18 protein-coding genes are annotated in these 18,554 nt (G+C 69.6%); 11 read left to right on the plus strand and 7 right to left on the minus strand.

Translation table 11 applies throughout. The annotated features are described in order from the left end of the window. Nucleotides 1-138: 138 nt before the first annotated feature. A complete protein-coding gene (locus ACZ7L4_RS35865; protein ID WP_422410264.1) occupies nt 139-1,518 on the minus strand; it encodes an aspartate aminotransferase family protein in 1,380 nt (459 codons plus the stop codon). Next, nucleotides 1,503-2,018 carry an Lrp/AsnC family transcriptional regulator gene (locus ACZ7L4_RS35870; RefSeq protein WP_266714722.1) on the minus strand — a complete coding sequence of 172 codons (516 nt, stop codon included), beginning with the start codon at nt 2,016-2,018 and terminating at the stop codon, nt 1,503-1,505. The genes ACZ7L4_RS35865 and ACZ7L4_RS35870 overlap by 16 nt, the downstream gene beginning before the upstream one ends. A 167-nt stretch (nt 2,019-2,185) precedes the next feature. On the opposite strand from ACZ7L4_RS35870, the gene ACZ7L4_RS35875 reads away from it, so the two are divergent. The 4 genes from ACZ7L4_RS35875 (at nt 2,186) to ACZ7L4_RS35890 (ending at nt 6,456) form a co-directional block, all read left to right on the plus strand. Continuing rightward, nucleotides 2,186-3,637 carry a gamma-aminobutyraldehyde dehydrogenase gene (locus ACZ7L4_RS35875; RefSeq protein WP_472109127.1) on the plus strand — a complete coding sequence of 484 codons (1,452 nt, stop codon included), beginning with the start codon at nt 2,186-2,188 and terminating at the stop codon, nt 3,635-3,637. After that, nucleotides 3,634-4,122, plus strand: coding sequence for a DUF1990 family protein (locus tag ACZ7L4_RS35880; protein ID WP_472109129.1), 489 nt, complete (start codon nt 3,634-3,636; stop codon nt 4,120-4,122). Before ACZ7L4_RS35875 ends, ACZ7L4_RS35880 begins: the two co-directional genes overlap by 4 nt. A gap of 89 nt (nt 4,123-4,211) precedes the next feature. Next, on the plus strand, nt 4,212-5,414 hold the full coding sequence (locus ACZ7L4_RS35885) for an ABC transporter substrate-binding protein (RefSeq protein ID WP_472109131.1): 1,203 nt from the start codon (nt 4,212-4,214) through the stop codon (nt 5,412-5,414). A 103-nt stretch (nt 5,415-5,517) separates the two neighbouring features. Further along, a complete protein-coding gene (locus ACZ7L4_RS35890) occupies nt 5,518-6,456 on the plus strand; it encodes an SMP-30/gluconolactonase/LRE family protein (RefSeq protein ID WP_472109133.1) in 939 nt (312 codons plus the stop codon). A 34-nt stretch (nt 6,457-6,490) separates the two neighbouring features. Here ACZ7L4_RS35890 and ACZ7L4_RS35895 read toward each other — a convergent pair whose 3' ends face one another. The 3 genes from ACZ7L4_RS35895 to ACZ7L4_RS35905 all read right to left on the minus strand — a co-directional run bounded on the left by ACZ7L4_RS35895 (nt 6,491) and on the right by ACZ7L4_RS35905 (nt 9,558). After that, the gene (locus ACZ7L4_RS35895; RefSeq protein WP_472109242.1) at nt 6,491-7,651 is read right to left on the minus strand and encodes a serine hydrolase domain-containing protein; all 1,161 of its coding nucleotides are present in this window, start codon (nt 7,649-7,651) and stop codon (nt 6,491-6,493) included. A gap of 133 nt (nt 7,652-7,784) precedes the next feature. Continuing rightward, the gene (locus tag ACZ7L4_RS35900; RefSeq protein ID WP_472109135.1) at nt 7,785-8,468 is read right to left on the minus strand and encodes a glycerophosphodiester phosphodiesterase; all 684 of its coding nucleotides are present in this window, start codon (nt 8,466-8,468) and stop codon (nt 7,785-7,787) included. A 22-nt stretch (nt 8,469-8,490) separates the two neighbouring features. Continuing rightward, nucleotides 8,491-9,558: an adenosine deaminase gene (locus ACZ7L4_RS35905; RefSeq protein ID WP_472109137.1), complete on the minus strand. Its 1,068-nt coding sequence runs from the start codon at nt 9,556-9,558 to the stop codon at nt 8,491-8,493. A gap of 98 nt (nt 9,559-9,656) precedes the next feature. On the opposite strand from ACZ7L4_RS35905, the gene ACZ7L4_RS35910 reads away from it, so the two are divergent. Next, complete coding sequence (locus tag ACZ7L4_RS35910; protein ID WP_472109139.1) at nt 9,657-10,076, plus strand: DUF4190 domain-containing protein; 420 nt, start codon at nt 9,657-9,659, stop codon at nt 10,074-10,076. An 8-nt stretch (nt 10,077-10,084) separates the two neighbouring features. Here the strand turns inward: ACZ7L4_RS35910 and ACZ7L4_RS35915 are convergent, their stop codons facing one another. Continuing rightward, nucleotides 10,085-10,633 (minus strand): NADAR family protein, encoded by a 549-nt coding sequence (locus tag ACZ7L4_RS35915; protein WP_472109141.1) that lies wholly within the window; start codon nt 10,631-10,633, stop codon nt 10,085-10,087. Nucleotides 10,634-10,859: 226 nt separating this feature from the next. Between ACZ7L4_RS35915 and ACZ7L4_RS35920 the strand changes: the two genes are divergently transcribed. From ACZ7L4_RS35920 to ACZ7L4_RS35945, 6 genes are all read left to right on the plus strand, one after another. Further along, a complete protein-coding gene (locus ACZ7L4_RS35920) occupies nt 10,860-12,410 on the plus strand; it encodes a gamma-aminobutyraldehyde dehydrogenase (RefSeq protein ID WP_472109143.1) in 1,551 nt (516 codons plus the stop codon). A gap of 55 nt (nt 12,411-12,465) precedes the next feature. Next, on the plus strand, nt 12,466-13,728 hold the full coding sequence (locus tag ACZ7L4_RS35925; RefSeq protein WP_472109144.1) for a polyamine ABC transporter substrate-binding protein: 1,263 nt from the start codon (nt 12,466-12,468) through the stop codon (nt 13,726-13,728). A gap of 68 nt (nt 13,729-13,796) precedes the next feature. After that, nucleotides 13,797-14,969: an ABC transporter ATP-binding protein gene (locus ACZ7L4_RS35930; RefSeq protein WP_472109145.1), complete on the plus strand. Its 1,173-nt coding sequence runs from the start codon at nt 13,797-13,799 to the stop codon at nt 14,967-14,969. Next, nucleotides 14,966-15,898, plus strand: coding sequence for an ABC transporter permease (locus ACZ7L4_RS35935; protein WP_472109147.1), 933 nt, complete (start codon nt 14,966-14,968; stop codon nt 15,896-15,898). The genes ACZ7L4_RS35930 and ACZ7L4_RS35935 overlap by 4 nt, the downstream gene beginning before the upstream one ends. Next, entirely contained in the window at nt 15,898-16,686 is a 789-nt protein-coding gene (locus ACZ7L4_RS35940; protein WP_472109149.1) for an ABC transporter permease, read from the plus strand. Before ACZ7L4_RS35935 ends, ACZ7L4_RS35940 begins: the two co-directional genes overlap by 1 nt. A gap of 46 nt (nt 16,687-16,732) precedes the next feature. Then, nucleotides 16,733-18,151: an NAD(P)/FAD-dependent oxidoreductase gene (locus ACZ7L4_RS35945; RefSeq protein ID WP_472109151.1), complete on the plus strand. Its 1,419-nt coding sequence runs from the start codon at nt 16,733-16,735 to the stop codon at nt 18,149-18,151. 16 nt (nt 18,152-18,167) lie between these two features. Here the strand turns inward: ACZ7L4_RS35945 and ACZ7L4_RS35950 are convergent, their stop codons facing one another. After that, nucleotides 18,168-18,548 (minus strand): nuclear transport factor 2 family protein, encoded by a 381-nt coding sequence (locus tag ACZ7L4_RS35950; protein ID WP_472109153.1) that lies wholly within the window; start codon nt 18,546-18,548, stop codon nt 18,168-18,170. Nucleotides 18,549-18,554 lie beyond the last annotated feature (6 nt).

The raw sequence follows: 18,554 nt of genomic DNA on the forward strand, positions 1-18,554 counted from the left end.
CTGGGCACCGTATGGACGCGCGGGCGCGGGCCGGAGAAGGGCACGGCCCGGTTGCCTCCCATCTCACTCGGATGGGTGCAACCGGGCCGTGCGGCAAGCCAGTTGGCGGTCCGTGGCCACCGCTGGCTCAGACCTTGATCAGATCTTCGACCAGGCCTCCGTGAGGACCTGTCGGATGATCCCTTCGATCTCGTCGAACGTCGCCTGGTCGGAGATCAGCGGCGGCGAGAGCTGGATGACCGGGTCGCCACGGTCGTCCGCGCGGCAGTACAGGCCGTACTCGAAGAGCTTCTTCGAGACGAAGCCGTAGAGCACGCGCTCCGACTCCTCGTCCGTGAAGGTCTCCTTGGTGGCCTTGTCCTTCACGAGCTCGATGCCGTAGAAGAAGCCGTTGCCGCGGACGTCGCCGACGATCGGCAGGTCGTTCAGCTTCTGGAGCGTGTTGAGGAAGTTCGCCTCGTTGTCCAGCACGTGCTGGTTGAGGCCCTCGCGCTCGAAGATGTCGAGGTTGGCGAGACCCACGGCGGCGGAGACCGGGTGGCCACCGAACGTGTAGCCGTGCAGGAACGTGTTGTCGCCCTTGTAGAACGGCTCGGCGATCCGGTCGGAGACGATGGCCGCACCGATCGGGGAGTAGCCGGACGTCATGCCCTTGGCGCAGGTGATGATGTCCGGGACGTAGCCGAACTTGTCACAGGCGAACATCGTGCCGAGGCGGCCGAAGGCGCAGATGACCTCGTCGGAGACGAGCAGCACGTCGTACTTGTCGCAGATCTCGCGCACGCGCTGGAAGTACCCGGGCGGCGGCGGGAAGCAGCCGCCGGCGTTCTGCACCGGCTCCAGGAAGACGGCCGCGACCGTCTCCGGGCCCTCGAACAGGATCTCCTGCTCGATCTGGTCGGCGGCCCAGCGGCCGAAGGCCTCCGGGTCGTCGCCGTGGATCGGCGCGCGGTAGATGTTCGTGTTCGGCACCTTGTGCGCGCCCGGGACGAGCGGCTCGAAGGGGGCCTTGAGGGCCGGCAGACCCGTGATGGACAGGGCGCCCTGCGGGGTGCCGTGGTAGGCGACCGCGCGCGAGATGACCTTGTACTTCGTGTGGTTGCCGTTGAGCTTGTGGTACTGCTTCGCCAGCTTCCACGCGGTCTCGACGGCCTCACCGCCACCGGTGGTGAAGAAGACCTTGTTGAGGTCGCCCGGAGCGTAGTGGGCCAGGCGCTCGGCCAGCTCCACGGCCTTGGGGTGGGCGTACGACCAGATCGGGAAGAACGCCAGCTCGGCCGCCTGCTTGGCGGCGACCTCGGCGAGCTCCTGACGGCCGTGACCGGCCTGGACCACGAACAGGCCGGAGAGGCCGTCCAGGTACTTCTGGCCCTTGTCGTCGTAGATGTAGGTGCCCTCGCCACGCACGATGGTGGGAACGGGCGCGTTCTCGTACGACGACATGCGGGTGAAGTGCATCCACAGGTGGTCGTACGCGGTTCGGCTGAGGTCCTTGCTCACGGCTATCGGGTTCCCCACATGTAGGTCTGCTTCTTGAGCTTCAGGTAGACGAAGCTCTCGGTGGAGCGCACGCCGGGGAGGGCCCGGATGCGTCGGTTGATGACCTCCAGAAGGTGGTCGTCGTCCTCGCAGACGATCTCCACCATCAGGTCGAACGAGCCCGCGGTCATCACGACGTACTCGCACTCCGGCATGTCGGTCAGCGCGTCCGCCACGGGATCCAGATCGCCCTCGACGTTGATGCCGACCATCGCCTGCCGTCTGAAGCCCACGGTGAGCGGGTCGGTGACGGCGACGATCTGCATCACGCCCTGATCGAGCAGCTTCTGGACGCGCTGGCGCACGGCCGCCTCGGAGAGGCCGACGGCCTTTCCGATGGCGGCGTACGGGCGCCTGCCGTCTTCTTGGAGCTGTTCGATGATGGCGAGGGAGACGGAGTCGAGCGGCGGATTGCTGCCGTTCCTCGAACTGGGTCCCTTGGGGTCTGCGCTACGACTGGCCACGGCCTCACTGTGCACGAGGACTCGTCGGTTTCGCAAGCCCGGAGCGATGAAATTCGTTGTCTGCGAGGTTCAACCTCACTAATTCCGTAGTTCAACAGGGGTGGGGGGTGTCGAAAACGTCGGTCGTCGGTCTAGGGTGGGCGTCTCAATCTTTGGACAGCGAACAGTCAGGAGGGCCGGCAGTGAGCAGCAGTGAGCTGGGACGGCTGCGCAAGCTACGCAACTACGTCGACGGTGAGTTCAAGGACGCCGCCGACGGACGGACCACCGAGGTGGTCAACCCCGCCACGGGCGAGGCGTACGCGACCGCGCCGCTGTCCGCACAGGCCGATGTCGACGCCGCGATGGCGGCAGCCGAGGCCGCGTTCCCGGCCTGGCGCGACCTGGTCCCCGGCGAGCGCCAGAAGTACCTCCTCAAGATCGCGGACGCGTTCGAGGAGCGGGCCGAGGAGCTCATCGCCGTCGAGTCGGAGAACTGCGGCAAGCCGCTCGGGCTCACCCGCAGCGAAGAGATCCCGATGATGCTCGACCAGATCCGCTTCTTCGCGGGCGCGGCGCGCATGCTCGAGGGGCGCTCCGGCGGCGAGTACATGGAGGGCCTCACCTCCTTCGTGCGCCGCGAGCCGATCGGCGTCTGCGCGCAGGTCGCGCCGTGGAACTACCCGATGATGATGGGCGTGTGGAAGTTCGCCCCGGCGCTCGCCGCGGGCAACACCGTCGTCCTCAAGCCGTCCGACACCACCCCGGCGTCCACGGTCCTGATGGCCGAGATCATCGGCTCCATCGTGCCCAAGGGCGTCTTCAACGTGGTGTGCGGCGACCGCGACACCGGCCGCCTCATGGTCGAGCACAAGACCCCGGCGATGGCCTCCATCACCGGCTCCGTGCGCGCCGGCATGCAGGTCGCCGAGTCCGCCGCCAAGGACCTCAAGCGGGTCCACCTGGAGCTCGGCGGCAAGGCCCCGGTCGTCGTCTTCGAGGACGCCGACCTCCAGAAGGCCGCCGAGGGCATCGCCGAGGCCGGGTACTTCAACGCGGGCCAGGACTGCACCGCGGCCACCCGCGTGCTCGTCCACGAGTCGGTGCACGACGAGTTCGTCACCGCCCTCGCGAAGATCGCCGCCGAGACGAAGACCGGCGCGGCCGACGACGAGGACGTGCTCTACGGCCCGCTGAACAACGCCAACCAGCTGAAGCAGGTCACCGGCTTCATCGACCGCCTTCCGGCGCACGCCAAGGTCGAGGCCGGCGGTCACCGGGTCGGCGAGCAGGGCTACTTCTACGCCCCGACCGTCGTCTCGGGCCTCAAGCAGGACGACGAGATCATCCAGAACGAGGTCTTCGGCCCGGTCATCACGGTCCAGTCGTTCACGGACGAGGACCAGGCGGTGTCCTACGCCAACGGCGTCGAGTACGCGCTGGCCTCCTCGGTCTGGACGAAGGACCACGGCCGCGCGATGCGGATGTCCAAGGTCCTCGACTTCGGCTGCGTGTGGATCAACACCCACATCCCGCTCGTCGCCGAGATGCCGCACGGCGGCTTCAAGAAGTCGGGCTACGGCAAGGACCTGTCGGCGTACGGCTTCGACGACTACACGCGGATCAAGCACGTGATGACGTCGCTGGACGCGTGAACCTCACGTACAGCGAGGTCGGCGCGACCCTGGCGGCGGGTGAACTGCCGCCCGGGTACGCCCACATGGACCGCCGTGTCCGGATCGGCTCGGGGCAGGAGTGCTTCGAGCGGGCCGGCGCGGCGGTTCTCGCGTGGGGCGCGCAGCGCGGGGCCGGGCTGCGGGTGACGCCGGGCGACGACGTCCGGGAGGGCGCGGACGTGGAGCTGCGGGCGCTTCTCCTGCGGATTCCCTGCCGGGTCGTCCGCGTCGTGCGCGAGCCGTCGCGCGTCGGATTCGCCTACGGGACGCTGCCGGGGCATCCGGAGTGCGGCGAGGAGGCGTTCCTCGTGGAGCGGGCGGCGGACGGGGTTGTGTGGTTCCGGATCCGGGCGTTCTCGCGGCCGGGGCGCTGGTACGCGCGGCTCGGCGGGCCCGTGGCGCGGGGCGTGCAGAAGTGGGTGACCGGGCGGTATCTGCGGGCCGTCGCGGACGCCGTCGGGTGAGCGGGGATCGACAAGGTGTCGGCCCCGGACCGCGGCGCTCGACGCAGCGTCCATTGTGGGGCCAAGTCGCCCGGAGAGAGGCTGAGTTCGTGCGAGCGAACCCGATATTCCCCCAGGTCACCCGTCGTTCCCTGCTGCGCGCCCTGGGCGGTGGTGCCGCGGCCGCGACGGTCGGCGCCGTCGCCACCGGCTGCGGGGTGCCCGCCGCGTACGTCTCGCCCGGTGATCGCGGCGCCAAGGACCGGTCCGCTGCCGACAAGCGGCTCACCTGGGCCAACTGGCCGCTCTACATCGACGTCGACGACGACAATCCGTCGAAGCGGCCCAGCCTCGACGCGTTCGAGAAGCAGACCGGGATCCAGGTCAAGTACACCGAAGAGATCAACGACAACGACGAGTTCTTCGGCAAGATCAGCCCGTCGCTGATGAACCACCAGAAGACCGACCGCGACCTCATCGTCATCTCCGACTGGATGTGCTCGCGCTTCGTGCGGCTCGGCTGGGTGCAGGAGATGGACCGCGCCCACCAGCCGAACGTCACCAAATACCTCGACCCGCTGCTGCGTTCGCCCGCCTTCGACCCGGGCCGCAAGTACACCGTGCCGTGGCAGTCCGGCATCACCGGCATCGCGTACAACAGGCGGAAGCTGGGCCGGGAGATCAAGCACGTCTCGGACCTGTGGGCCAAGGACCTGGCGGGCCGCGTCACCCTCCTCTCCGGCCTCGACGAGTCCTTCGCGCTCCTCATGCAGGGCAACGGCGTCGACATCACCAAGTGGACCGGCGCCGACTTCGACAAGGTCTGCGACCAGGTCGAGAAGCTCGTCAAGGCGAAGCACATCCGCCGCTTCACCGGAAACGACTACATCAAGGACCTGTCCAGCGGCGACGTCCTGGCCTGCCAGGCGTACAGCGGCGACATCATCCAGCTCCAGGCCGACAACCCGGACATCGAGTTCGTCGTCCCGGAGGAGGGCGCCGAACTCTGGGCGGAATCCCTGATGATCCCCAACCTCGCCGACCACAAGGCCAACGCCGAGCGCCTGATCGACTACTACTACCAGCCGGAGGTCGCGGCGGAGCTGGCCGCGTGGGTCAACTACGTCTGCCCGGTGCCCGCGGCGCGCGACGTCCTAGCCTCGTCCAAGGACAAGGAGACGGCCGAGCTGGCCGAGGACCCGCTGATCTTCCCGGACGACCGGATGCGCTCACGGCTCGCCATCGCGCGTGACATCAGGGCGTCGGAGCGCACGGAGTTCTCGAAGCGGTGGAACAAGATCGCGGGGTTGTGACTCCGGGGGAGAGGCTGAAACGCGGCGTGCTTTGGTACGTGGTCTGTTGTGGAGAACCCGTGAATGCGATGCTGCCTACCGCCCGAACCGACGGAGGCACGCCATGGTCGAACCCGCTCGCACACCGGCCCGCCGCACCGTACTGACCGCCGCCGCGACAGCCGTCATCGCCACTGCCGTGCAGGCAGGCAGCGCCGAGGCGGCCTCCTGGCCCATCGAGTTCCCGCTGCCGAACGGCTTCCAGCCCGAGGGGATCGCTGTCGGCCGCGCCCCGTACGCGTACATGGGCTCACGGGTCGACGGCCGGATCCTCCGCGTCGATCTGCGCACCGGACGCGGTGGTGTGCTGTGGCCGGGAGGGGCGGGGCTGGTGTCGCTCGGCATGAAGATCGACGAGGCGGGCCTGCTCTACGTGGCTGGGGGTGGCGGAGGAGGCGCCCGCGTGATCGACACCAGCACGGGCAAGCTGGTCGCCACGCATCAATTCACGTCCACCACCGGCCACTTCATCAATGATGTCGTACTGACCCGCGGCGGCGCGTGGTTCACGGATTCGCGTGACAGCTACCTCTACGTGCTGAAGGGTGGTGCCGTCCGGCGACTCGGGCTGCGCGGTGACTGGGAACTCGTCCCCGACGCCAACAACGCCAATGGCCTCGTCGCCACCGGAGACGGCCGCGACCTCATCGTCGTCAGCTCGGCCCAGGGCCGCCTGTACCGGGTGGACACCCGGTCGGGGCACGCCACGCTCGTCGAGATCGTCGGTCTGCCGGACGTCGTGCACGGCGATGGACTGCTGCGAGTCGGTCCCCTTCTGTACGTGGTCCAGAACCGACTCAACCGCATCGCGGTGCTGCGCCTGGACGCCCGGGAGACGACGGCCACACTGGTCCGCCTCATCACCGACCCCCGATTCGACGTCCCGTCCACGGTGGCCCGTTTCGGGAATCGCCTCTACCTGGTCAACGCCCGTTTCACGACTCCGCCCACGCCAGAGACCACGTACAACGGAGTCGCTGTGCGGCTCTCCAGCGGGGGATGACCGTCGCCGTCGACCACTGCCGCGTGTGCGCGCCCTAGGCGGTTCGCTTCCTGACCGCGGCCATGATGATCCGCTGGGCGACGGGGTTCATCTCCTCGCCCTTCGCGTCCGTGGAGCCGACGGAGTAGACGACCGTCCGGGACAGGTCCTGGTCGGCGGCCATTCCGGTGCTGTAGCCGTACCGCGAACCGGACTTGCCCCAGTACACGTGGCCGTCGATCGTGATCCGCTGAAGGCCGGCGCTCATCGTGGCGCCGGGGATCCCGGCCGGGACCGTGAACATCTCGGTGAGCTGCGGCTCGGGCACGATCCGGCCCCGGAAGAGGGCGGTGAGCAGCCGCTCCAGGTCGGCTGTCGTGGAGATCATGTCGCCCGCCGCCGACCGGTCGGCCTGCACCCACTCCGTCACGTCGACGAACTTCCCGTCCACCAGCTGGTAGCCCCGGTTGTGCGGGCCGTGGATCCGCCGGTCGGTGCCGGGGAAGTACGTGTGGCGCATTCCGGCCGGGCGCAGGACGAGCCGGGTCGCCGCGTCCGCGAAGGCGTCGCCCGTGACCTTCTCCACGAGCAGGCCGAGCAGCGTGTAGTTGATGTTGAGGTACTGCTGGCGGGTGCCGGGCGCGAACGCGGGCTTCTTGGCGAGCGCCGAGGCCGCGACCTGCGTGGGCGTGACGACGTCGAAGCGGTGCGCGTACTGCTCCGCGAACGAGTTGCCCCAGCCGTCGCCGGCCGGTATCCCGCTGGTGTGGTTGAGCAACTGTCGTACAGAGACCGGCTGTTGGAAGTCCGTGCCGCGGAAGAGTGCGGGGAGGTAGCGCTGCACCGGCGCGTCCAGGTCGACCTTTCCGTCGGCCGCGAGCCGCAGCACGGTGGCCGCGGTGACCACCTTCGTCGTCGAGCCCGCCCGGAACCTGCCGTGCTCCAGGGCCTTCGTGCCCGTCCGCAGATCCCGTGCGCCCGCCGTCCCGTGCCAGGAACCGCCGGTGCCGCCGACCCGGACGAGGGCCGCGGTGGCGTCGTCGTCCGGCAGGCCCGCGAGTGCCGCGGCCAGCGCCTTCGCGTCGGGGGCGCCAGGGGCGGGGGTGGTTGCGGGGGTCACCACGGCCCGCGCCGGGACGGCGGCCGCGGCGAGGGGCGCCGCGACGGCGCCGAGGGCGAGCGCGGTGGACAGGGCGAGGGCGAGACGACGCTTCAAGGGGGCCTCCAGGCAGCCGAGTTGGCCCGGTCGGGCCGACACGGACCATCCTCGGTTCCGGTCGGCCGCGGCAGCTCGTCGCACGGGATGATCCCGACCCTGGCCCGCGTCCCGGCTGTCCCCTAGGGGGCTCTCAGATGTCGCCGCGCAGCGACGTCAGGACGTCGACCCGGTTCGTCGTGATCGAGTCGACGCCGATGTCGAGGAGGCGGCGCATCGAGCGCTTGGTGTCCGGGGTCCATGCCGAGAGCAGGTAGCCGTCGCGGTGGACGCGGGCCGCCAGGTCGCGGGTCACCAGTGGGAAGCGGTAGTTGAGCCAGCGGGGCGTGAGGGCCGTGAGGACGGCGGGGCGGGGCGGGGCCTGCGACGTCCAGGTGAGCGCGATCTCCGCGGAGGGCGACGCGGCGCGCACCTTCAGCATCGTCTCGGCGCCCGCGCAGTAGTAGACGCGCTCCTCGGCGCCGCAGTCGCGCACGGCGCCGACGACCGTCCGGACCGTACGCGCGTCCGCGCCCGGCAGGTCGATCATGACGCGGGCGTCCCGGCAAGCCTCCAGGGCGTCCGCCAGCGTGGGCACACCGTCCTCCGTCAGGCCGCGCACCTCGGCGCAGGAGAGCGCGGACAGCGGGCGTTCGTGCTGCCACAGGCGCTCGAGCGTGGCGTCGTGCAGGAGGACGGGGATCCCGTCTCGCGTCAGTCGTACGTCGATCTCCACCGCGTCCGCGCCCCGTTCGAGCGCGGAGCGCAGGGACGGGAGGGTGTTCTCGCGGACGCGGTAGGGGTCGCCTCGGTGGGCCACGGCAGTCACGGTGCGCATGGCCCCATTGTGACCTGCGGGCTCAGCCCGCCGTCGGCCAGTTCTGCGTGTACGTGTCGATCTCCGCGGCGATCCGCGCCTTGCCCGCCTCGTCGAGGAACGACGCCCGCACCGCGTTCTTGGCGAGCTCCGCCACGCCCCGCTCGTCGAGGTCGAGGAGGCGGGCCGCCACCGCGTACTCGGTGTTGAGGTCCGTCGAGAACATCGGCGGGTCGTCCGAGTTGATCGTGACCGTCACGCCCGCGTCCACGAACTGCTTGAGCGGGTGCTCGTCGAGGGTGCGGACCGCGCGCGTCGCGATGTTCGACGTCGGGCACACCTCCAGCGGGATGCCGTGCTCGGCGAGGTGCGCGAGGAGCTTCGGGTCCTGGGCCGACGACGTGCCGTGCCCGATGCGCTCGGCGCCCAGGTGGTTCAGCGCGTCCCACACGGACTCCGGCCCGGTCGTCTCGCCCGAGTGCGGCACCGACCGCAGACCCGCCGCGCGCGCCCGGTCGAAGTACGGCTTGAACTGCGGCCGCGGGACGCCCACTTCGGGCCCGCCGAGGCCGAACGACACCAGGCCATCGGGCCGCAGCCTGTCGTCCGTGGCCAGCCGCACCGTCTCCTCCGCCGACTCAAGACCCGCCTCGCCGGGAATGTCGAAGCACCAGCGCAGCACCGTGCCGAACTCGGCCTCCGCCGACTTGCGGGCGTCCTCGATCGCCTCCATGAAGCCGCGGGCGTCGATGCCGCGGCGCGTGGAGGAGAAGGGGGTGAGGGTGAGCTCCGCGTACCGCACGTTCTGCCGGGCCATGTCGCGGGCGATCTCGTACGTGAGGAGGCGGACGTCCTCCGGCGTGCGGATCAGGTCGACCACCGACAGGTACACCTGGATGAAGTGGGCGAAGTCCGTGAACGTGAAGAACTCGGCCAGCGCCTCGGGGTCCGCCGGGACCTTCGAGTCGGGGTGCCGGGCGGCGAGCTCGGAGACGATCCTGGGGGAGGCGGAGCCCACGTGGTGGACGTGCAGTTCGGCCTTCGGCAGTCCGGTGATGAAGGCTTGCAGGCTCTGGCTTCGACTCGGGCTCTGGCTCTGGCTCTGGCTCACGGTTTCCTCCCCAGGAACTTGGGTGATCGGCTGATCGGGGTCCTCGTCATCGTATGCGGGGAGATCGCCCGAGCGGCGCGGGTGCCTAGCATGAGCGGATGAGCGAGTACGACCCGTGGCGCACGCCGCCGGCGCCCTCGGCGTACGGGTACGCCAACCCGTACGCGGCGCCGGACGAGCCCGTGCCGCCACCGCCGATCGGCCCGGAGGGTCCGGGGCCGTACGCGTACCGGGCGTACTGGTACGCGTACGGTCACGGCGCCCCGGGGGCCGGACCGCCCCGCAACGGGGTCGGCACCGCGGCCCTGGTCCTCGGCATCGTCACCGCGCTCGGCTTCCTGCTGTGGCCCCTCGCGCTCGTGACGGGCGTGCTCGCCGTGATCTTCGGCGTGATCGGCAGGCGCAGGGCCGGGCAGGGTGTCGCGACCAACGGCGGGCAGGCGCTGGGCGGGCTCATCTGCGGCGTGGGCGGGCTGCTGTCGGCGGTCGGCGTCGGGATCGCCGTCCTCCTGGGCTAGGGGGCAGCTCAGCGCAGCCGCTCTCTCGCCACCATCAGCGCGAACCCCAGCAGATTCAGCCCCCGCCAGGCCTCCGGATCCGCCGCGCCCGCGTCGTCCGCCGCCATCCCGATGCCCCACACCCGGTCCATCGGGCTCGCCTCCACCAGCACGCGCTCGCCCGTCCCGACCAGGAACTCCCGCAGCCCCGGATCCGAGGCGAACTTGTGGACGCTGCCCTCGACGACCACGCCGAAGCGCTCCCGCTCCCACACCTCGCCGTCGAAGCCGCGCACCAGGCGACCCGCCTTCTTGGCCTCCGCCGGATGCCCCGCCGACAGCGCGCGGCGCTCCGCCTCCGCGTCACCGAACAGGCGGGCCTTCTCCGCCATCATCCAGTGCTCCGCCGTCGCGTACTCCACGCCCTCCGCCGTGAACGGCGAGGGCCACCACTGGCTGAGGCAAGCGGCCCCGATCGAACCGTCCTTACGCGGTGTGTGCCCCCAGAAGTGCAGGTACTTCACCGTTGTCCCCGCCGCCAGGGCCGCGACCAGCGAATCCCTGCTGTTGATCTCCATACACGGGAGTCTGGCACCCACCACTGACAATCCGTCCTGCGTTTTCCAGGCGGACTCGACACCTGGTCGACAGATTCCGTCGCGTAACCAAAAGGCAACAACGGAATCACTTGTTGGCGCGGGGGTCCTCTGTCAGGATCGGCACTCAAATCGAGCTGGAGCTACGGCTGGAGCTACGTCGGCCCCCGGGACGGAGCCGGCGCAGGAGAAGCGAGAGCGAGCACTCATGCACCACCCCACCTCGGATCACCCCGCCTCGGCCAAGAACGTGGCCGCACTGGCGAAGGAACTCTTCGCGGACGGCGCGAACTTCATCGCGGGCCGCCTCGTCAAGGGCACGTCCGGCCGCACCCACGCCGTCGTCGACCCGGCCACGGGCGAGGAGGTCCACACGTACGAGCTGGCGGGCACCGACGACGTGGACGCCGCCGTCGCCGCCGCCCGCGCGGCCTTCCCCGGCTGGTCGGGGGCCACGCCCGGCGAGCGGTCGGACGCCATGCACCGGTTCGCCGGGGTCCTCGACGAGAAGGCGGAGGAGTTCGCCAGGCTCGAGTCGCTGCAGTGCGGCAAGCCGCTCAAGCTGAGCCGCGAGTTCGACGTTCCCGGTTCGGTCGACAACGCCGCGTTCTTCGCCGGCGCCGCCCGCCACCTCCAGGGGCAGTCCGCGGGCGAGTACAGCGCCGACCACACCTCGTACGTGCGCCGCGAGCCCATCGGCGTCGTCGGTTCCATCGCGCCGTGGAACTACCCGCTGCAGATGGCGGCCTGGAAGGTGCTTCCGGCGATCGCGGCGGGCAACACGATCGTCCTCAAGCCCGCCGAGCTGACCCCGTTCACCTCGCTGCTCTTCGCGCAGGCCGCCACCGAGGCGGGCCTCCCGGACGGTGTCGTCAACGTCGTCACCGGGGCGGGCAAGGACGTCGGCGAGCACCTCGTCGGCCACCCGGACGTCGCCATGACCTCCTTCACCGGCTCCACGGGCGTCGGCAAGCGGGTCGCCGAGATCGCCACGGCCACCGTGAAGCGGCTCCACCTGGAGCTGGGCGGCAAGGCGCCGTTCCTCGTGTTCGACGACGCCGACCTCGACGCCGCCGTGCACGGCGCGGTCGCCGGCGCGCTCATCAACACCGGCCAGGACTGCACCGCCGCCACGCGCGCGTACGTGCAGCGTCCGCTCTACGACGCCTTCGTGGAGAAGACGGCCGCACTGATGGAGACCGTCAGGCTCGGCGACCCGTTCGCCGAGGACACCGACCTCGGTCCGCTGATCTCGCACGCCCAGCGCGACCGCGTCGCCGCCTTCGTGGAGCGGGCACGCGGCTACGCGCGCGTGGTGACGGGCGGCGAGGCCCCCGGCGGCGACCTCGCGGACGGCGCGTACTACAGGCCGACCCTCATCGCCGACGCCGCGCAGGACAGCGAGGCCGTCCAGTCCGAGATCTTCGGTCCCGTGCTTGTCGTGCTGCCCTTCGACAGCGACGACGAGGGCATCGCGCTCGCCAACGACACCCCGTACGGGCTCGCCGCCTCCGCCTGGTCCACGAACGTGTTCCGCGCGAACCGTGCCACGCGCGAGATCAAGGCGGGCTGTGTGTGGGTCAACGACCACATCCCGATCCTCAGCGAGATGCCGCACGGCGGCTACAAGGCGTCCGGCTTCGGCAAGGACATGTCTGCGTACTCCTTCGAGGAGTACACGCAGATCAAGCACGTCATGTTCGACAACACAGCGGTGGTGCGCAAGGACTGGCACCGCACGATCTTCGGGGACCGATAGCGATCAGGCCGCCCCGACCAGCGGCCGCCAACCCTCCCGAAAGGGCAACCAGCGCATGGAGCAGTACGAGCCCGACAGCCTGACGTCCCTCAGTCGGCCCCAACTGGCCGCCATGCACCGCAGCTTCAGGAACGGCAGGGCAGCGATGTCCCGCCGCTCCCTGATGCGGGCCTCGGCCGGCGGCGCGCTCGCCGTCGGCGGGCTCGGCGCCCTCACCGGCTGCGGCATCCCGGCGGCGAGCAAGTCCTCGGGCGGCATCTCGTCCGAGGACCACTCGGCCAAGGAGAAGACCATCAACTTCTCGAACTGGACCGAGTACATCGACATGAGCGACGACGAGAAGCACCGTCCGACGCTCGAGGCCTTCACCAAACGCACCGGCATCAAGGTCAAGTACACCGAGGACATCAACGACAACGTCGAGTTCTTCGGCAAGATCAAGCCGCAGCTCGCGGCGGGCCAGGACACCGGCCGGGACATCATCATCCTCACCGACTGGCTGGCCGCGCGGCTCATCCGCTACGGCTGGGTGCAGAAGCTCGACCCGGCCAACCTGCCGCACGCGTACACCAACCTGGCCACCCAGTTCCGCAACCCCGACTGGGACCCGGGCCGCGCCTACTCCTACCCCTGGCAGGGCATCGCGACGGTCATCGCGTACAACACCAAGGCCACCGGCGGGAAGGAGATCACCTCGGTCTCGCAGCTGCTCGACGACCCCAAGCTGAAGGGCCGGGTCGGGCTGCTCTCCGAGATGCGCGACACGATCGGCATGACGCTGATCGACATGGGCAAGGACCCCGCCGACTTCAAGGCCGACGACTTCGACGCGGCGATCGCCCGCGTCCAGAAGGCCGTCGACAGCAAGCAGGTGCGCCGCTTCACCGGCAACGACTACATCTCCGACCTCAGCAAGGGCGACCTCGCGGCCTGCCTCGCCTGGGCAGGCGACATCGTGCAGCTCCAGGCGGACAACCCGCACGTCAAGTTCGCGATCCCGGACGCCGGTTACATCTCGTCGACCGACAACATGCTGGTTCCCAACAAGGCGCGTCACAAGACGAACGCCGAGAAGCTCATGGACTACTACTACGAGCCGGCGGTCGGCGCGGAGCTTGCCGCGTGGATCAACTACGTCTCGCCGCTGGAGACCGGCATCGTCAAGCCGGAGCTCGCCAAGATCGACAAGGACGTCGCGAACGACCCGCTGATCGTCCCCGACAAGGAGATGTCGGCGAAGGCGCACGGCTTCCGCTCCCTGACGGCCAAGGAAGACACGGCGTTCGAGCAGAAGTTCGCCCAGCTCACGGGCGGCTGAACCGCCTCGGCCCCGCCTTCGCCCCCGTCCGGCACCGCCCCTGCCCGCCCCGACTCCTTGGACTCACCATGACGACCCTTACGACGTCGGAGACCGGCGGAGACGTCCGTCTCTCCGGGATCAGCAAGACGTACGACAACGGCTTCACCGCCGTCCGGCCGCTCGACCTCACCGTGCCCCAGGGCTCCTTCTTCGCGCTGCTCGGCGCGTCCGGCTGCGGCAAGACCACGACGCTGCGCATGATCGCCGGGCTCGAGGACCCGACCACCGGCACCGTGCACCTCGGCGACCAGGACGTGACGTCCCTGCCCCCGTACAAGCGCCCGGTGAACACCGTCTTCCAGTCGTACGCGCTCTTCCCGCACCTCGACATCTACGAGAACGTCGCCTTCGGCCTGCGCCGCCGCGGCATCAAGTCCGTGAAGAAGCAGGTCGAGGAGATGCTCGACCTGGTGCAGCTCGGCGAGCACATCCGCAAGAAGCCGCAGCAGCTCTCCGGCGGCCAGCAGCAGCGCGTCGCCGTGGCCCGCGCGCTCATCAACCACCCCAAGGTGCTCCTCCTCGACGAGCCGCTCGGCGCCCTCGACCTCAAGCTGCGCCGCCAGATGCAGCTGGAACTCAAGCGCATCCAGACCGAGGTCGGCATCACCTTCGTGCACGTCACGCACGACCAGGAGGAGGCCATGACGATGGCCGACACCGTGGCCGTGATGAACGCGGGCACCGTCGAACAACTCGGCGCCCCCACCGACCTGTACGAGAACCCGGGCTCCACGTTCGTCGCGAACTTCCTCGGCACCTCGAACTTCATCGAGGCCGAGATCGCGGGCCGGGCCGGCGACGACCTCACCCTCAAGGCGGGCGACGGCAAGCTCGTCCTGCCCGCCGCCCGCAACTCCGCGCGCACCACGTCGACCGGCGACAAGCTGCTCCTCGGCGTGCGCCCCGAGAAGATCTCGCTCACGCACGCCGACGACGCGGGCGAGATCCCCGACGGCCGCAACCGCATCACCGGGAAGATCGCCGACTCCAGCTTCATCGGCGTCTCCACGCAGTACGTCATCGACAGCCCGCTGTGCGACTCCTTCGAGGTCTACGCGCAGAACATCGAGCGCGACAGCCGCCTCGCGCCCGGCGCCGAGGTCGTCCTGCACTGGAACCCGGCGCACACCTTCGGACTCGACGCCGCCCAGGACATCGACGCGGGCGCGGCCAAGGTCTCGGAGGACGCCGCCGCATGAGCACGACACTCTCCGACGCGCCCCCGGCGGCGCCCGCACCCACGGAAAAGCCGCGCAAGCCCCGCAAGCGCGGCCGCCTCGTCCCGTACTGGCTGCTGCTGCCCGGCATCCTCTGGCTGGTGATCTTCTTCGCCCTGCCGATGGTCTACCAGGCGTCGACCTCGGTGCAGCAGGGTTCCCTGGAGGACGGCTTCAAGGTCACCTGGCACTTCGCCACGTACTGGGACGCGCTGTCCGAGTACTGGCCGCAGTTCCTGCGCTCAGTGCTCTACGCCGGTCTCGCCACGATCCTGTGCCTGCTGCTCGGCTACCCGCTCGCGTATCTCATCGCGTTCCGCGCGGGCCGCTGGCGCAACTTCATCATGATCCTGGTGATCGCCCCGTTCTTCACCAGCTTCCTGATCCGTACGCTCGCGTGGAAGACGATCCTCGCGGACGGCGGCCCGGTCGTGGGCGTGCTCAACTCGCTGCACGTCCTGGACGTCACCAGCTGGCTCGGCATGACCGACGGCAGCCGGGTCCTCGCCACCCCGCTCGCGGTGGTGTGCGGACTCACGTACAACTTCCTGCCGTTCATGATCCTGCCGCTCTACACCTCGCTGGAGCGGATCGACGGCCGGCTGCACGAGGCGGCGGGCGATCTGTACGCCTCGCCCGCGACGACGTTCCGCAAGGTGACGTTCCCGCTGTCGATGCCGGGCGTCGTGTCCGGAACGCTGCTCACCTTCATCCCGGCGGCCGGCGACTATGTGAACGCCGACCTGCTCGGCTCCACCGACACCCGCATGGTCGGAAACGTCATCCAGACGCAGTTCCTGCGCATTCTCGACTATCCGACGGCGGCGGCGCTCTCCTTCATCCTCATGGCGGCCATTCTCGTCATGGTCACCTTCTACATCCGTCGTTCCGGGACGGAGGACCTCGTCTGATGCGCTGGCTGCGAAAGAACCTCGTCGTCATTGCGGGCCTGATCACGCTCGGCTATCTGCTGCTCCCGAACCTCGTCGTGACGGTCTTCTCCTTCAACAAGCCGAAGGGCCGCTTCAATTACGAATGGCAGGCGTTCTCGATGGACGCCTGGAAGAATCCGTGCGGCGTCGCCGACATGTGCGGATCGCTCTCGCTGAGCCTCCAGATCGCACTGTGGGCCACCATCGGTGCGACGGTCCTCGGCACGATGATCGCCTTCGCGCTGGTGCGCTACCGGTTCAGGGCGCGCGGCGCGATCAACTCGCTGATCTTCCTGCCGATGGCGATGCCGGAGGTCGTGATGGCGGCCTCGCTGCTCACGCTCTTCCTCAACATGGGCGCCCAGCTGGGCTTCTGGACGATCCTGATCGCCCACATCATGTTCTGCCTCAGCTTCGTGGTGACGGCGGTGAAGGCGCGCGTGATGTCGATGGACCCGCGCCTTGAGCAGGCGGCGCAGGACCTGTACGCGGGCCCGGTGCAGACGTTCCTGAGGGTCACCCTGCCGATCGCGGCGCCCGGTATCGCGGCGGGCGCGCTGCTCGCCTTCGCGCTCTCCTTCGACGATTTCATCATTACGAACTTCAACGCGGGCTCGACCGTCACGTTCCCCATGTTCGTCTGGGGCTCGGCACAGCGCGGAACGCCCGTTCAGATCAATGTCATCGGTACGGCCATGTTCCTGGTCGCCGTACTGTGTGTGTTGGCTGCAATGACCATCGGTAAGCGCAAGAACAAGGTTTCCTGAACGACTCGCATTCTGAACCACTCGAATTTCTGAGGGAGTTGGAATCATGGCCGCACGCGCCATGAATCGCTGGACGAATTCACTCGCCGACGCCAAGCCGGTCGCGTACTGGCTCGACGACCCCGGCAGGCCCGAGGCCCGCGCCGCGCTGACCGGCGACGAGCACGCCGACCTCCTGGTCGTCGGCGGCGGCTACAGCGGACTGTGGACCGCGCTCCTCGCCAAGGAGCGCGACCCGGGCCGCGACGTGGTCCTCGTCGAGGGCCGCGAGATCGGCTGGGCCGCCTCCGGGCGCAACGGCGGATTCTGCGCCGCCTCCCTCACGCACGGCACGGCCAACGGGCTCACCCGCTGGCCGGACGAGATCAAGAAGCTGGAGGAGCTGGGCGCCGCCAACCTCGACGCCATCGAGGCGGCGGTCGCCCGCTACTCCATCGACTGCGACTTCGAGCGCACCGGTGAGCTGGACGTGGCGACGCAGCCCCACCAGGTCGCCGAACTCCGCGAATTCCACGCGGAGTTGACCGAGGCGGGCCTCGCCGACGGCATCGAACTCCTCGATGCGGACCAGACCCGCGAACAGGTCGACTCGCCCACCTTCCTCGGGGCGATGTACGACCGGCACGGCGTCGCGATGCTGCACCCGGCGAAGCTGGCGTGGGGCCTCAAGCGGGCCTGTCTCGACCTGGGCGTGCGGATCTACGAGAACACCCCGGCCACGGAGCTGTCGTCGAACGGCGCAGGCGTCGCGGTCCGCACCCCGTACGGCCGGGTCTTCGCCCGGCACGCCGCGCTGGCCACGAACGTCTTCCCCTCGCTGGTCAAGCGCACCCGCGCGTACACCGTCCCGGTGTACGACTACGCGCTGATGACGGAGCCGCTGAGCGCGGAGCAACTGGCCTCGGTCGGCTGGAAGAACCGGCAGGGCCTCGGCGACTCCGCCAACCAGTTCCACTACTTCCGGCTCTCCGCCGACAACCGGATCCTGTGGGGCGGCTACGACGCGATCTACCCGTACGGCGGCCGGGTGCGGGCCGAGCACGACCACCGCCCGGAGACGTACGCGAAGCTGGCCGGCCACTTCTTCACGTGTTTCCCGCAGTTGGAGGGGCTGCGCTTCACGCACGCGTGGGGCGGCGCGATCGACACCTGCTCCCGCTTCTCGGCGTTCTTCGGCACGGCGCACGCGGGCCGGGTGGCATACGCCGCCGGGTACACGGGCCTCGGCGTCGGCGCGACCCGCTTCGGCGCGGACGTGATGCTGGACCTCCTCTCGGGCGAGCGCACCGAGCGCACGGAGCTGGAAATGGTCCGCAAGAAGCCGCTCCCGTTCCCGCCGGAACCGTTCGCCGCCACGGGCATCGCACTCACCAAGTGGTCCCTGGCCCGCGCCGACGAGAACGGCGGCCGCCGCAACCTGTGGCTGAAGGCGATGGACACGGTGGGCCTGGGCTTCGACAGCTGAAACGTCCCCGCCGGGGTCAGGCGCTCGCGTCCGCCGTGAGCGTCCCCTGATGGAAGTACAGCCGCCACCCGGCCTCCGGGTGGCGGCGCCACACCGAACTCCGGTGCGCGCGGCGCCCGTCGTCATCCGTGTGGAACGTCAGATGCACGACGCCGGGCGCGAGCAGCGTCCCCCGCATCCCCGTGACCCGCACCGGCGGCCCCGGCTCCACGGCCGCGGCGCCGGTCACCTCCAGGATCGACTCGCGGCCCCAACGCCGCCCGGACGCGCCGAACTCCACGAACTCCGGGTCGAGCAGCGCCGTCACTTCCGCGTCGGACGCCCGCACGCCGGGTTCGAGCAGCCGCAGCTCCCCGTCGACCGCCGCCTGGATCTGCGCGTTCACGTCCTCGTCCATGGCCCG

The sequence above is a fragment of the Streptomyces sp. NPDC107575 genome (assembly GCF_055657265.1).